The following is a 14,207-nucleotide window of genomic DNA, read 5'->3' as shown; positions in this document are numbered from 1 at the left end:
CTCTACCCCGCCGCGCCGGCCGGCTCGCGCACGCCGCCGAAGTCCTCGTCGGCGACTCCTGCGCGGAACGCGGCGTACGTGCTTCCCCGCCGAATCTGGATGAACGGCTCGTTGATCTCCGGGTCGCGGATGACGCCCATCGGGTCCTCGCCGCGCTCGGCCTTCGCGATGTTGTCGAGGAGAAGCTGCCGGTACAGGAGGATGCCCTTATCGCCCGTCGCCAGGTGCTCGGCCGTGCGGTCCGTGATCGGCCCCTGCCCGATCCACGCCATCTCGTCCTGCACGACGATCTGGGGTGCAAAAATGCGGCCCAGCTCGTCGCGATCGAGGGTTGCGTGGGTGACCTTGACTTCCGGATCCACGGCTTCGCCGTCCTTAGGCCGCTGGGCCATCACGACCACGTGCGTCGTGTGCGTGTCGTCCGCTGGGACGCGGATCTGGAAGCTCATCTGGTTGGGGCCGCCCTGGGCCAGGATGTACGGGAACAGGATGGGGTGGCCGACGGTCCAGTCGGTGTTGTCCTCCGGCTCGCCCTCCAGCAAGCGCCGCTTGTAGATCCCGTAATCGAAGACGTCGAACTCGATCTTGACGTGGCGCGCCGGCGTCATCATCGGCGGCCTGCCCAGCTTCTTCATGACGTAGTTTCCGTAGACGCCGTGCAGATGCTCGAAGTGCGTGGGGTCAAGGGAGTTGTCCATGCACTGGAGCCAGTTGCAGTCGAGCTGGGTGATTCGGATCCATTTGTTGAAATCGTCGCGGACCAGGATGTCCCAGCGCGGGAGGAGGGGCTTCTTCTCGGGCGGGCCCATGTAGGCCCAGACGATGCCCATGAGCTCCTCGACTGGGTACGCGGTGATCTTGAGCGGTAGGCAGGCCGGCTCGAAGGGCATGTCCACGACGTGGCCCTGCTCGTCGTACGTCCAGCCGTGGTAGGCGCAGCGCAGGCCGTTGGTCTGCGGGATGCCGTAGGCGAGGGAGATGCCGCGATGCGCGCATCGCTCGCCGACGAGGCCGAGCTTCCCCGCCTCGTCTCGGTACAGGACGAGATCCTCCCCCAGCAGCCGAACGGGACGGACAGGGTCCTTGTCGAGATCCGCGGTCGTGCCAACCGGGTGCCAGTAGCAGCGGAGCAGGGTGCCCATGGGCGTTCCGGGGCCTACGTGGGTCAGGCGGTCGTTCATTTCCTGCGTAATCATGGTCTTCCCATCTCCTCACGCCGCGGGCCCCAGGAGTCTGAGCGCCCGTGCGCAATAGATACGATTCCCAATGCACCGCGCGTGCCTTCTGCCCGAGTATAGCACCGGCCCTTTCGCACCCTGCTGGAACCGCTGCCCCAGCGCCGGGTGTCAGCGCGCCATCGCGACGGTGTCGCGGACCCCGCCGTAGTTCGCCTCGTCGATGCCGGTCTTGAACGCGGCGTAGCGGGTGCCGCGCTCAATGGAGATCATCGGCGTGTTCCTGGCGGGATCGCGGATGACGCCCATGGGGTCCTCCCCGCGCTCCACCTTCTCGATGTTTTCGAGGAGCAGCTTGCGGTAGAGGAGGATGCCCCGATCCGACGTGGCGAGGTGCTCGGTGCTCCGGTCGGTGATGCCGCCCTGACCGACCCACGCCATCTCGTCCTGGCGGACGATGTGCGTGGCGACGACGCGGCCGAGGTCGTCGTATACGAGCGGATCGTAGACGACGGGGACCTCGGAGCGCAGCTCCTCGCCGTTCCTCGGCGCCCAGCCGTTGAGGCAGATGTGCATCGTGTGGGTATCGTCGGTGGGGACGCGGATCTGGAAGTTGCCGCGATCGGGCCCGCCCTGGGCGAGGATGTAGGGGAAGAGGATCGGGTGCCCAACGGTCCAGTCCGGGTCGTCTTCCGGCCGTCCTTCCAGGAGCCGCCGCTTGTAGATGCCGTACTCCCAGAGATCGAAGTCGATCTTGACGTGGCGCGCGGGGTTCAGCATGGGCGGCTTCCCCATGCGCTTCATGGTGTAGTTGCCGTAGACGCCGTGGAGGTGCTCGAAGTGAATGGGGTCGAGGGAGTTGTCCATGCACTGGAGCCAGTTGCAGGTGAGCGGGGTGATGCGCATCTCTTTGTTGAAGTCGGTCCGAACCAGCATGTCCCAGCGGGGAAGCAGCGGGGCCGGGTCCGGCCCCATATAGGTCCACACGAGCCCGCCCAGCTCCTCAACCGGGTACGCCGTGATCTTCAGGGGGAGGCACGCCGGCTCGAACGGCATATCGACGACGTGCCCCTGCTCGTCGTAGGTCCAGCCGTGGTAGGCGCAGCGGAGGCCGTTGCCCTGGGGGATGCCATACGCGAGAGAGATGCCCCGGTGCGCGCAGCGCTCTGCGACGAGGCCGAGCTTCCCGGACTCGTCGCGGTAGAGCACGAGGTCCTCGCCGAGGAGCCGCACCGGGCGGACCGGATCCTGGTCGAGGTCAGCGGTCGGTGCGACGGGGTGCCAGTACCGGCGCAAGAGGGTGCCGACTGGCGTACCCGGTCCGACGCGCGAAAGCCGCTCGTTCTCTTCCTGTGTCAGCATCTGCACGCTCCTCGTTTCGCTCGAAGTGGGTCATTGAACCATGGAAGACGGCGATCGGTCAACGGCCGGCTGTGCGGGGCGTCTTTCCAAGTGTATGCACAGACGGGGCCGTGATATCCTTGGGCCTCCACGGGCGACGATAGCGGCGAGATCTGGCCAGGCTATTCGCTGGCGGAGCGCGACCGCCGCTGGGCCCCGCGTGCGCGAGAACGCGGCGCGCGCGGGATTCGACTGTGTGCTCGTCCCCCTCTGCATCGACGGTGCGAACCAGCGTCTCTCCCTCGAACAGTGGCGCGGGACGCGCTCCGACGGCTCGCCCTCGACCCCGCGCACGTCTCATTCCTCCATCGGGACCTCTCGAGCGCGATCCCCGCATGATGGGGAGCGCAGCGCCGGAGATCGTTCCCGAGGAGACAGACTTCGGGATGCGCGTGTACATGGTTCGCAAGGCGGGCGACCTCGAGACGCACGCGCGAGGCCTGCCGTCGGTCCAGATCCGCGACGGACCCGCCCGGGCCGTCTTCCCCGCGCTCCTCACGGCGTCGGCTTCGCCCGCCTGGAAGGGCGGCGCCGTCAACCTGGCGAACTGGACGACGGCCGACATCAAGTCTGAAGCGGACAACGGCTGGCGCGGGTCGAACTTTGCCGGCTGGTCCAATCCCGATTACGATCGGCTGTGGGAGGCGTATAACTCAACGTTGGAACCCGCGGAACGGACGCGCCAGATCATCGAGATGGCCCGCATCATCAGCGAGGAGCTGCCGATCGTGAGCCTGTACTGGATCCGAACATCACGGCCCACCTGGCGTCGCTGCACGGGCCCGATCCGCACGCCCTGGACACCCTGGTGAACTGGAACGTCTACGAATGGGAGCTGAGCTAGAAGGAGCGAGATCATGGCCGAAATCGTTGTTGGCATCGCGACCCCACACGCGCCGCAGCTGCGCCTGCCCCTCGAGGGGTGGTATGCCCTGCGCGAGAAAGACGAGACGGATCGCCGTATCAACTACGCGGACTTGTTGAAACGCGCGAAGCCGGACATGGACTCCGAGCTAGCCGATGCCCGACTGCGCGAGCGGTACGATGCGTGCCAGACGTCCCTGAAGCAGCTCTCGCAGGTCCTGGCCGAGGCGGTTCCAGACGTTCTCGTCGTCGTCGGCGACGATCAGCACGAGCAGTTCCACGACGAGCTGATGCCGATGTTCTGCGTCTACCGGGGGGAATCCGTCGCGGTGACCCGGCGCGGGCATAACGCGCGGTCCGGTTCGGGCATGTGGAATGCCGCGCGGCTGGATGAGATCCAGGAGGCCATCGCGGAGCGGCTCAACGTGTGGGGAGACCACCCCTGCGAGCCGGCGCTGGCCGAGCACCTGATCGATCGCCTGCGCGACGACGGGTTCGACATCGCGTGCTCCAACCAACTCAAGAAAGAGGTGGGCCTGGGCCACGCCTTCACCTTCCTGTACGAGTTCATGCTGCCCAACGGGGACGTTCCCATGGTCCCCTTCATGATCAACACCTTCTTTCCGCCAAACCAGCCCACGCCCGCCCGCTGCTACGCGCTGGGCCAGCGGCTGCGGGAGGCGATTGAGTCCTGGGAGAGCGACAAGCGGGTCGCCGTCGTCGCCTCGGGGGGTCTCAGCCACACGATCCTCGACGAGGAGATCGACCACGCCACGCTCGACGGCGTAATGGAAAAGGACGCGGATGCCCTGCGCAATCTCCCGCGCGAGCGACTGAATCTGGGCACGTCCGAGATCCGCAACTGGATCACGGTGGCCGGGGCCATGGAGCCGATGGACGTGCACCTGATCGGCGACTACATCCCTGCCTACCGCTCGCCCGCGGGCACTGGGTGTGGGATGGCGTTCGCCTACTGGCGGTGACCGCGTGATTACGACGGAGCCGGGCACCTTTAGCGACGTCGACGGACTCAAGACGTACTGGATTCACAAAGGCGTCGGGCATCCGCTGATCATGGTCCACGGCGGATCGCCCGGGGCGTGCGCGCGCGTGAACTGGGGGAACAACGTCGACTTCTTCGCGGAGGCGGGCTTCTCCGTCTACGCGTATGACCAGCCCGGATACGGGCGAACGGATGCGCCGGGGGACTACACGCTGGAATACCGGGTCGCGCACGCGAAGGCCTTCATCGACGGCCTGCGGCTCGACAGCTTCGACCTGATGGGGAACTCACAGGGGTCCTACATCGTCGCACGAATCGCGCTGGAGGACCCGAGGGTCCGGCGGCTGGTGCTCGTGTCGAGCGGGACGCTGGCGCCCCGGGGCTCGCCGGCCGCCGAGGAGCTGGCGAGGCAGCACGCCGACTTCACCGGCTCGTACGAGCCGTCGCTCGAGAACTGCTGGGCCCTCACTCGGGGAACGCTCTACAACCAGGACCGCGTGACCGAGGAGCTGGTGACGGAGCGCTACCAGATGAGCATCGGCAAGAACTACGAGACGCAGCAGCTCCGCAGGGGCGTGAAGCCGCCGCGGCCCGTGTACGAGGATCTGAAAAACCTGCGCATCCCGGTGCTCCTGCTGTGGGGCGCGAACGACAGCGGCGTCGCGTTGGAGCGGTCGCAGCTCCTCTTCCAGCAGATCCCGAACGCGGAGCTGCACGTGTTCGATCGCTGCGGGCACTGGGTCCAGTGGGACCAGGCCGAGCGCTTCAACACCATCGTGCGCGATTTTCTGACGGCGTGACGGTCGGGACGCGTTGCGCGAATCGAACCGGATAGGTGTGCTCGCACAGGCCAAGGGCCCGAGATAGACGGAACGCGGCCGTTCATGTCGCTCGGAGCGGCCGCGGATACGGCAACCCGCGCGATCGTCACCCGACGGGGCGGGCCTCCGCGGCCGGCGTGAAGTATTGGACCGGTCGACCGCCCGGCCAGTAGGCCTCCTTCGCGCGCTCCTCCCACCGGATCCGGATCATCGGCTCGTTCTCGTCCTCGTCGCGCACGATCCCCATCGGGTCCTCACCCCGCGCCACCTTCTCCGCCTGCTCGATGAGCATGTTGTGGTACAGGATGATCCCGCGGTCGGACGTCACCAGGTGCTCCACGGTCCGGTCGGAGACGGGTCCCTGGCCCACCCAGCCGAGCGCGTCCTGCTTGAACACGGTGTCGGCCACGATGTCGCCGTTTTCTTCGTAGATCGTCGTACGCTTGACGGGAATGCCCTCCCACTTCCGCGGGGCGTCGGGCGCGCGGGAGAACACGTTGTAGTTGTAGTGCATGGTGTGCGTATCGTCGATCGGCACGCGGATCTGATAGCGCGCCACGCGCGCGTCGCCGACCAGCAGCGTGTTCGGGAAGAGGATCGGGTGCCCGGTCGTCCAGTCGTCGATGTCCTCGGGCTCGCCTTCCATCAGCCGCCGCTTATAGATTCCGTACCGGAACACGTCGAAGTCGATCTTGAGGTGCCGTACCGGATTCATCGGTGGCTTTCGCCCCTGTTTCTTGGCGACGTAGTTGCCGTAATGCCCATGCAGATGCTCGTAGTGGACCGGGTCGAGCGAGTTGTCCATGGCGTTCAGCCAGTTGCAGGGCAACGGCGTCATCTCGATGGACTTGTCGAAATCCTCCCGCACGAACAGCTCGTGCCTGGGGAGCAGTGGCGCCGGCGCGGGCCCGAGATACGCGAAGATGAGACCGCCCAGCTCCTGCACCGGGTACGCCGTGATCTTCAGGGGCAGGCAGGCCGGCTCGAAGGGCATGTCCACCACCTGGCCCTGCTCGTTGTAGACCCATCCGTGGTAGGCGCAACGAAGGCCGTTGGTCTGCGGGATGCCGTAGGCGAGGGAGATGCCGCGATGCGCGCATCGGTGCGACACGAGCCCGAGCTTGCCCGCCTCGTCGCGATAGAGCACGAGGTCCTCGCCGAGGAGCCGGATCGGCTGCACCGGGTCTTCGTCCAGCGCGGCCGTCGCGATGACCGGGTGCCAGTATCGCCGCATCAGGTTGCCCATGAGGGTGCCGGGACCGATCTGCGTGAGGCGGTCGTTCTCTTCTTTCGTGATCACTGCACATTCCCCCTCAAAGATCCTGCCGACGCTGGGCGCCGGGCCGGCGATGGCTTGCGACCCAGTATATCATTCAACAATTCGGGCGCCGTGGGCCCACGGCCAGAGAGGTGAAACGGTGGCGAGTGTCGACGAGCGGGCACGCGAGACGGGCGGAGCACCCAAGCGAACCCTCGGGGTTGGCATCGCGGGCCTCGGCGTCGGCGGGTCGCAGGTCATACCCGGGCTCGCGAAGATGCCCGAGGTTCGCCTCGCCGCGGCGGCCGACCTCCGGACCGGCGCGCTGCAGGCTTTCCAGACGCAATATGGCGGCCACGTCTACACCAGCGTCGAAGATCTGTGCAACGATCCGGACGTGGACGTGGTCTGGGTGGCCACGCCCAATAATCGGCACTGCCAGCACATCGTCATGGCGGCCGAGCGCGGGAAGCACGTCGTCTGCGAGAAGCCGATGGCCCTCTCGATGGCCGAGGCCGAGCGGATGGTGGAGACGGCCGAGCGAAACAACGTGAAGATGGTGTGCGGCCACACCTATAGCCTGCACCCGACGATCCAGGCCATGAAGCGGGTCGTGCGCTCGGGCGAGCTGGGCCACCTCTACGCCGTGCACTGCTGGCTCTACACCGATTGGCTCCTGAAGCCACGCATGCCGGAGGAGATCGATGTTACCCTCGGCGGCGGCGTTGTCTATCGCCACGGTCCGCACCTCATCGACACGATTCGCGTGCTCGGCGGCGGGATGGTCCGCAGCGTGCGGGCAGCCGTGGGCCAGTGGCTGCCGGAACGGCCGGCGCCCGGTAACTACTCGGCCTTCCTCGAGTTCGAGGACGGGGCGTCGGCGACGATCGCCTACAGCGGCTACGGGTACTTCTACACGTCAGAGCTGACCTGGGGGTTCGGGAGCCGCCTCTACTCGGACGAGCAGGCCGTCGCGGTGCGCAAGGGCCTGCGCGCGGGCTCGGTCAACGTCGAGGCCGAGAAAGAGGCGATGCGGTTCGGCGCACAGTCGGGCGAGCCGCCGCGGGGCAACAGCTCGGCCGACGGGAGCCCGCTTCCGCCGGACCGGAGCTGGTTCGGCATCACGCTGGCCTCGTGCGAGCGCGGCGACGTGCGCCAGTCGCCGGAGGGACTCTACGTGTACGGCGACGACGGCCGCCGGGAGGTACCGGTCGCGCGGGGTCGGTCGACCGGCAACGCGGAGCTGCGCGAGCTGTACGACGCCGTTGTCGAGGGCAAGCCCATCAGCCACGATGGGCACTGGGGCATGGCGACGCTCGAGGTGTGCCTCGCCATCATGCAGTCGGGGCGGGAGCGGCGCGAGGTGCTGCTCTCACACCAGTGCCCGGCGCGGGACTGAGCGCTACTCGAAGATCAGCGACTTCACCACGACGGGCACCGCCGATCGATTGCCCAGGGGCTGGCCCACGTCCACGAAGTCCAGCTCCTTCACCTCGACCTCGTCGACCGCGACGACTGCGTTCGGGACCTCCATGTCCTCCTTGATGAGGGCCCCGACCAGCGCGCCGATGTCGCGGTCGAAGATAAGCACCAGGGGCTTGCCGTCGTTGACCGGCGCCAGCGCTCGAACGATGCCGCCCGCGAGCATCGAGAGGTTCGCGTACGAGGTCTCGTGCGGCCATGCGAGGTACAACGCCACCGGATGCGCCGTGGCCGCGTCCAGGAGATCGTAGCGCGCCATCGCATCCGTAATGGCCAGGGCGACGGATCCCTCGTCGGCCTCGGCGCCGGAAAATCGCGGCGCAACGACCTGGAAATCGCGCATGGGCAGCATCGACGGATCCGATAGAAAAATGGTGCTGCTGGAGACCTGAACGGTGTATTGGGAGGCGCCGATGACGGTCGCGCGGATCGCCTCGGCCCCCTCGGCGACGGGACCGGGGAAGTCGGAGATCCGCCGTTGGATCTCGGCGGCGAGGTAGCGACCAAAATCCCCGTAGTCGGCCGCCTCGCGATCGTAGATGAACTCGCCGACGCCCCCGGAAAAAATCACCTCGTCGACGCGCCCTCGGAACACCAGCGGCCCGGTGATGAGCAGAGCCTCGATGAGCGGGCTCGTCGAATCGCCGGCGAGGTAGGCGAGCAGGCGGTCGACCAGGGACCGCGCGAAGCGCCACTTCTCGTCCTCCGACAGGGTCCCGCCGATCTCGGGAGCGATGCCGATGGCCTCCGCGATGCGGCGCCCGCTCACCTCGATTCGGTTCAGACGTCCCGTGGCCGGGTCCCAGGCCAGGAGGCGCGCTCCGACGTTGATGGCCCCCGTTTCCAGAATCGCGCCATCGCGAACGACCGTGATCTTCGTCGTACCCCCGCCGACGTCGACGTTCATGACGGTGAGCCGATCCCGCGATCGGGCTACCGATCCGGAGCCGTGGGCGGCGAGGATCGCCTCCAGCCGAGGACCGGCCGTTGCGCACACGAACTTTCCGCCCATGTGGGAGAAGAGGCGCGTGATCGCCTCGGCGTTGCGCTTGCGAACGGCCTCGCCCGTGCAGATCACCGCGCCGGTGTGGATCTCCGACGGATCGACGCCGGCCCGTTCGTAGCTCTCGCGAACGAAGGCGGAGAGGAGATCCACGTCGATAGTCTCGACGTCCAGATAGGAGGTGAGCTGGATCGGTGAGCGATAGAGCACGTCCCGGCGGACGGTGACGAAACGGCTGGACATCTCCAGCCCCTGACGCTCGAGAAAGAGGCGCGAGAAGGTAAGGTGCGAGGTCGACGACCCGATGTCGATGCCAACGCTGTTGAGGACCATCCACCCTGGATTGATCCCCGCGGTGGAGATGGCGTCGATGGTCGTGTCCTGCGCCATGAGGGCGACCAGGTCTTCCTCGTGGAAGTGGCCGTGCTCGGCGAAGCTCTCGATCGCGTGAGAGTGGGACTCACCTGGCCCATGACGGTGGACGCCCTCGCCGCCGTGCTCGTGTGTGAATGAGCTGACCATGCGGCCCGGACTAACTCGCTCGCGGCCGCGCGGCGCCAAACGGCACCTCGAACACCTGGTGCCGCTCGTCGAAGACGTCCGCCATGGACGTGAACGTGGGGCTCGTGCCGCTTAGGTCGGTCAGGTCGGGCGACTCGAACTCGGCGACCCACTCGGGCACTTCGATGATGCGATTCCTCTCCGGATCGCGGACGAGCGCCATCGGGTCGTCGCCCCGCTGGACCGCCTCGATCTGGTCGCGCAGCATCTGCCGGAACAGCGCGATGCCCTGGTCGGACGCTCCGAGATGCTCGCGGCCGCGATCGAAGATCGCGCCCTGGGTCTCCCACGCCATCGTGTCCTGGCTGGGGAAGGTGTCCATCGTGTATTCGCCGTTGGGTCCCGTGAGACGAACCTCGCCCTCGCGGTCCGCGTCGGCGAGCCATCGGCCGCGCTCCACGTCCGCGTCACGCATGAAGCCCGCCCAGAAGATCTCGGTGTGGGCGTCGTCGATGGGTACCCGCCAGTGGATCGCATGCCAGGCGCCCTCGCGGACGCGCAGCATGTTCGGGAAGATGAGCGGGTTTCCGCCTCCGCGCTCCTCCCCGAACCGGGTGCCGCCGTCCTGGTAGTGCCAGCTTTTCAGCAGGCCGAACTCGAAGGGCTGGAACCCGAAGCGCTCGATGGGCCGGTAGTAGTACTGACCGCCCTGCAGCCCCTTGGCCTTCATCGCGTGGCCGTGGAGGAAGTACGTGTGCGTGACGTCCGCCGAGTTCTCTTCCGCCTGCAGCCAGTTGCACGAGAGGGTTTGCTGGCGGCGCAGCGTCCTGATGCCGCCCTCCCAGACCAGGACGTCCCATCGGGGAAGCAGCGGCTGGCGCTCGGGCGGCCCCAGATAGGCGAACAGGATGCCGGCCAGCTCCTGGACCGGGTACGCGGGGTGGCGAAGGGTGTGCTTGAGCATCGATTGCGCTGGCTCGAAGGGCTGCTCGACGCAGCGCCCCACGGCGTCGTAAAGCCAGCCGTGGTATGGACAGCGGATCCCGCCGTCCTCAAGGAAGCCGTAGTATAGCGACGTCCCGCGATGCGAGCAGTGCTCGCCCACCAACCCGAACGCGCCGTCGGGCTGGCGGAAAAGGACCAGCTCCTCGCCGAGGATTTTGACCCGCCGCATGGGCCGATCGTCGGTCAGCTCACGCGTGAGGGCCACTGGATGCCAGTAACGTCGGAGCAGCTCGCCGCAGGGCGTGCCTGGTCCGATTTGGGTCAGCAGCGCGTTTTCTTCCTTCGTGAGCATGGACCCTCCCCCCTGAATCGCGCCCGACCTGCTGCAAGAGCGCTCGCTCGACGAGCTTCCCGCCCGCTGGTCCGACGATTCCTGGCGACTGTGATGGCAGTATATCGCTGGGCGCGACACGCGTAGGCCATCGACGACGGGAATCGTCTCCCGCTGAGCGCGTAATATGGATGGCACGGTTGGCGTGATGATCGCGAATGGGGGACGTGAATGATCGGATCGAAGCGTGTGGCATCGAGCGTCGTGCTGGGGGTGCTGGTCCTCGTCGCCTGTGCACCGGCGAGCCGACCGCAGGCGACAGCCGGTGGTGCGGTTCAGGGCGCGGCGACCGCGGGCCAACAGCCGCGAACGCTCACCGCCGCGATCCGCGTCGAGCCGGCATACGTCGCCGGCAAGGGGCTTCAGCAGGCCGGCCTGACGCTCGGCGCCACGATCCGCCTCTTCAACGCGGGGCTCGCCATCATCGACGATCGCGGGGCGGCGCAGCCGTACCTGGCCGAGTCCCTTCCGCAGCTCAACACGGAGAGCTGGCAAGTCGCGCCGGACGGGCGCATGGAGACCGTGTACCGGCTCCGGCCGGGACTGACGTGGCAGGACGGTGAGCCGCTGACGCCCGAGGACGTGATCTTTGCGTGGCGCACCTACACCACGCCGGATTTCGGGATCTCCAGCGCCGCGCCTCAGGGGCTCATCGAGGATGTCGTTGCCCAGGACGACCGAACCGTCTCGATCCGATGGAAGCGTCCCTACCCGCGAGCCGGGATTCTCGGTTACGGAGACCTGCCGCCACTGCCGCGCCACATCCTCGAGGCGGCGCTCCAGCAAAATAGCTCAGACGCCTTCGTCGCGCTCCCGTTCTGGACCACGGATTACATCGGCCTGGGGCCATTCAAGATCGAGCACTGGGAGCCCGGCGCCTACATCGAGGCGTCGGCCTTCGGGGGGCACGCCCTCGGCCGGTCCAAGATCGATCGAATCAAGCTGCTGTTCATCAATGACGCGAACACGGCGCTCGCGAGCCTCCTATCGGGCGCCGTGCAGGTCCTTATGGACGACGCCATCTACTTCCAGCAGGCGACCGTCATCAAGCGCGAGTGGGCCGCGAACCAGGGCGGGAGCGTCCTCGTGACGCCGGGGCTGTGGCGATACACCCAGATCCAGCTTCATCCCGAGCGGGTGTCGCCGCGCGCTCTCACCGACATCCGCGTCCGCAAGGCCCTTGCCTATTCCGTTGACAAGCAGGCGATCGACGATGGCATCTACGAAGGGCAGGGGATCAACTCCGATTCGGTGATTCCGCCCACCGTGGACTACTACGCCGAGGTGGACGCGGCCACCGTCAAGTATCCGTTCGACGTCAGACGGACCGAGCAGCTCATGAACGAGGCAGGGTTCACGAAAGGCGCGGACGGGTTCTTCACGAGTCCGCCCGGAGGCAAGCTGTCCCCCGAGCTGAAGGTCATTCAGAACTCGCAGAACGAGGCGGAGCAATCGATCATGGCCTCAGTGTGGAGGCAGGCGGGGTTCGATATCCAGGAGGCCGTGCTGCCGGCGGCTCAGGCGCAGGACCCGCAGATCCGCGCCACCTTTCCGTCGATGTTCACCACCGGCGGACCGCTCGGCGAGAACTCGCTGCCGAACCTCGGCACGGCCGGAACGCCGCGACCGGAGAACCGGTGGAACGGGACGAACCGAAGCTCGTGGTCGAACGCGGAGTACGATCGCCTCGTAGACGCGTTCAATACGACGCTCGACCGAACCGAGCGCATCCATCAGATCGCGCAGATGGTGCACATATTCAGCGATGAGCTGCCCGCGATCGCCATCAACTTCAATCCGGGAATCACCGCGTACGTGGCGGCCCTCCATGGGCCGCAGGTGGCCTCGCCCGACAGCTCGACGACGTGGAACGTCCACACCTGGGAGCTGCGGTAGTCCGCTAGCCGCGCGGCGCGCGCGTTCCGATCCGTTGGAGCGCCGGCCGAAGCGGGGAAGGGACCTGGTGCTGCATCATGATCTCCCGACGCTGTTGACCGGACTCCTTGATCGCCATGCACGCCTCGAGCGTCGCGCGGCCCCAGCGCACGTCCGGAAACCCGGGCCCGTCCTGCTTCACCGCGTCGACCAGGGCCTGGATCTCACCCGCTCGAAGCTCCTCCTCGGAGAGCAGTACCTCCTCGCGCCCCTTCTCGGTGTAGACGAACAGCCCATCCGGTGATTGGCGGATGTCCCCCCGCTCACAGCTCACGACGATGAGGCCGAAGAAGTCCTGCTTGCGGCGAGCCTGGTCCCGCCGATCGAAGGCATCAAGGGAGTACTGGTCGAGGGCGTAGAACTGGTCTGCGGGGATGTCGCCGGTGGCGCGCGGCTTCGGCCCCAGCACGACGTCATCGGATGCGATGCCGCCCCCCTCGCCGATGTTCCAGGTCAGCTCCCGGATGTCGAAGTTCCCGTAACCCACGAAGCTGATCATCGCCGTCGGTCCGTCCTCGAAGTCGATGAAGGCGTGGTAGTCGCCCGGCACGTGGTAGTGCGGGTGCCAGTAGCCGGCGGTGCCCCGGACGCTTCGCACCAGCCCCCCGGCCAGATATCGGACGACGTCCATCTGGTGCGGGCCCTGCCGAAAGACCACACCGCCCCCCAATCGCTCGTCGACCGAGTGAACTTCCCATGGGCGCTGCATCCAGTCGTTGTACATCCAGCTATTGATGTGAACGATCTGGCCCAAGCGGCCACTGGCGATCACCTCGCCCATCTTGTGCACGTAGGGGCGGTGAATGCGGCTATGCCCCTGGATGTACTTCACGCCGTTGCGCTCGATCGCGTCCACCATCCGCGTAGCCTCGTCGATGGAGATCGCCATCGGCTTCTCGCAGATCACGTGCTTCCCGTGGTCCGCCGCCATCACCGTGTGCTCGGCGTGCAAGTTGTTCGGGGTGGCGACCCAGATGGCGTCGACCGAGCTACTCCGGCACAGGTCGGCGATGTCGGTGAAGCCTTCGAGGTCGTACCGCTCTGTCCACGCGTCGACCTCGCTTTTTCGGACGTCACACACGGCTGTCAGCTTCGCGCCCCGGGTGCGATCGATGCTGCTGCGGACTTGCCGGGCCGCGACACCGAGGCCGCAGATCCCTACGCGGACCAGGACGTCGCCTGCCATCGTAGGCCTCCTCCCATTGCTGTTGATCAGCGAATCCTACTCCAATCCGTGTTTTCAGGCCGCGCGGCCAAACCGGACTTTTTCGTGACGAATCAACGTTAGGTGATGCGCCAACAGATGGTATCCACTCCAAGGGCCAAGGCGGACGCTGACGTCGTCGAGTAAGAACGGGATAGGGAAGCGGATGGCCTCGTCGATGTTCGGCAGTTCGGCTTTGAGGGCGGCATACGGGGTGCGATAGT

Annotated in this window: 12 protein-coding genes; 5 read left to right on the top strand and 7 right to left on the bottom strand. The window is 66.7% G+C overall.

The annotated features are described in order from the left end of the window. Positions 1 to 2 precede the first annotated feature (2 nt). Positions 3 to 1,196 (bottom strand): Rieske 2Fe-2S domain-containing protein, encoded by a 1,194-nt coding sequence (locus VFC51_11050; protein ID HZT07558.1) that lies wholly within the window; start codon positions 1,194 to 1,196, stop codon positions 3 to 5. 150 nt (positions 1,197 to 1,346) lie between these two features. After that, positions 1,347 to 2,537: a Rieske 2Fe-2S domain-containing protein gene (locus tag VFC51_11045; protein ID HZT07557.1), complete on the bottom strand. Its 1,191-nt coding sequence runs from the start codon at positions 2,535 to 2,537 to the stop codon at positions 1,347 to 1,349. A 374-nt stretch (positions 2,538 to 2,911) separates the two neighbouring features. Here VFC51_11045 and VFC51_11040 point away from each other — a divergent pair, with 374 nt between their 5' ends. Genes VFC51_11040 through VFC51_11030 form a run of 3 tightly spaced genes read left to right on the top strand, consistent with a single transcriptional unit; the run spans position 2,912 to position 5,243 of the window. Further along, positions 2,912 to 3,388, top strand: coding sequence for a hypothetical protein (locus VFC51_11040; protein HZT07556.1), 477 nt, complete (start codon positions 2,912 to 2,914; stop codon positions 3,386 to 3,388). A gap of 45 nt (positions 3,389 to 3,433) precedes the next feature. Continuing rightward, a complete protein-coding gene (locus VFC51_11035; GenBank protein HZT07555.1) occupies positions 3,434 to 4,423 on the top strand; it encodes an extradiol ring-cleavage dioxygenase in 990 nt (329 codons plus the stop codon). Between the two features lie 4 nt (positions 4,424 to 4,427). Beyond that, on the top strand, positions 4,428 to 5,243 hold the full coding sequence (locus VFC51_11030) for an alpha/beta hydrolase (GenBank protein HZT07554.1): 816 nt from the start codon (positions 4,428 to 4,430) through the stop codon (positions 5,241 to 5,243). A gap of 127 nt (positions 5,244 to 5,370) precedes the next feature. Here VFC51_11030 and VFC51_11025 read toward each other — a convergent pair whose 3' ends face one another. Next, a complete protein-coding gene (locus VFC51_11025; GenBank protein ID HZT07553.1) occupies positions 5,371 to 6,564 on the bottom strand; it encodes a Rieske 2Fe-2S domain-containing protein in 1,194 nt (397 codons plus the stop codon). 118 nt (positions 6,565 to 6,682) lie between these two features. Between VFC51_11025 and VFC51_11020 the strand changes: the two genes are divergently transcribed. Beyond that, the gene (locus VFC51_11020) at positions 6,683 to 7,921 is read left to right on the top strand and encodes a Gfo/Idh/MocA family oxidoreductase (protein ID HZT07552.1); all 1,239 of its coding nucleotides are present in this window, start codon (positions 6,683 to 6,685) and stop codon (positions 7,919 to 7,921) included. 3 nt (positions 7,922 to 7,924) lie between these two features. Here VFC51_11020 and VFC51_11015 read toward each other — a convergent pair whose 3' ends face one another. After that, positions 7,925 to 9,568, bottom strand: a complete 1,644-nt coding sequence (locus tag VFC51_11015) for an ethanolamine ammonia-lyase reactivating factor EutA (GenBank protein HZT07551.1) — start codon at positions 9,566 to 9,568, stop codon at positions 7,925 to 7,927. After that, positions 9,540 to 10,805: a Rieske 2Fe-2S domain-containing protein gene (locus VFC51_11010; protein ID HZT07550.1), complete on the bottom strand. Its 1,266-nt coding sequence runs from the start codon at positions 10,803 to 10,805 to the stop codon at positions 9,540 to 9,542. Before VFC51_11010 ends, VFC51_11015 begins: the two co-directional genes overlap by 29 nt. A gap of 210 nt (positions 10,806 to 11,015) precedes the next feature. Between VFC51_11010 and VFC51_11005 the strand changes: the two genes are divergently transcribed. Further along, positions 11,016 to 12,740 (top strand): peptide ABC transporter substrate-binding protein, encoded by a 1,725-nt coding sequence (locus VFC51_11005; protein HZT07549.1) that lies wholly within the window; start codon positions 11,016 to 11,018, stop codon positions 12,738 to 12,740. Between the two features lie 4 nt (positions 12,741 to 12,744). Here VFC51_11005 and VFC51_11000 read toward each other — a convergent pair whose 3' ends face one another. Further along, positions 12,745 to 13,965 carry a Gfo/Idh/MocA family oxidoreductase gene (locus VFC51_11000; protein ID HZT07548.1) on the bottom strand — a complete coding sequence of 407 codons (1,221 nt, stop codon included), beginning with the start codon at positions 13,963 to 13,965 and terminating at the stop codon, positions 12,745 to 12,747. Positions 13,966 to 14,019: 54 nt separating this feature from the next. Continuing rightward, a partial coding sequence (locus tag VFC51_10995) for a hypothetical protein (protein ID HZT07547.1) occupies positions 14,020 to 14,207 on the bottom strand: 188 nt, incomplete at its 5' end.

Source organism: Chloroflexota bacterium, assembly GCA_035652535.1.
GTDB lineage: Bacteria > Chloroflexota > UBA6077 > UBA6077 > SHYK01 > DASRDP01.
This window is presented reverse-complemented; position numbering and strand designations above follow the sequence as displayed.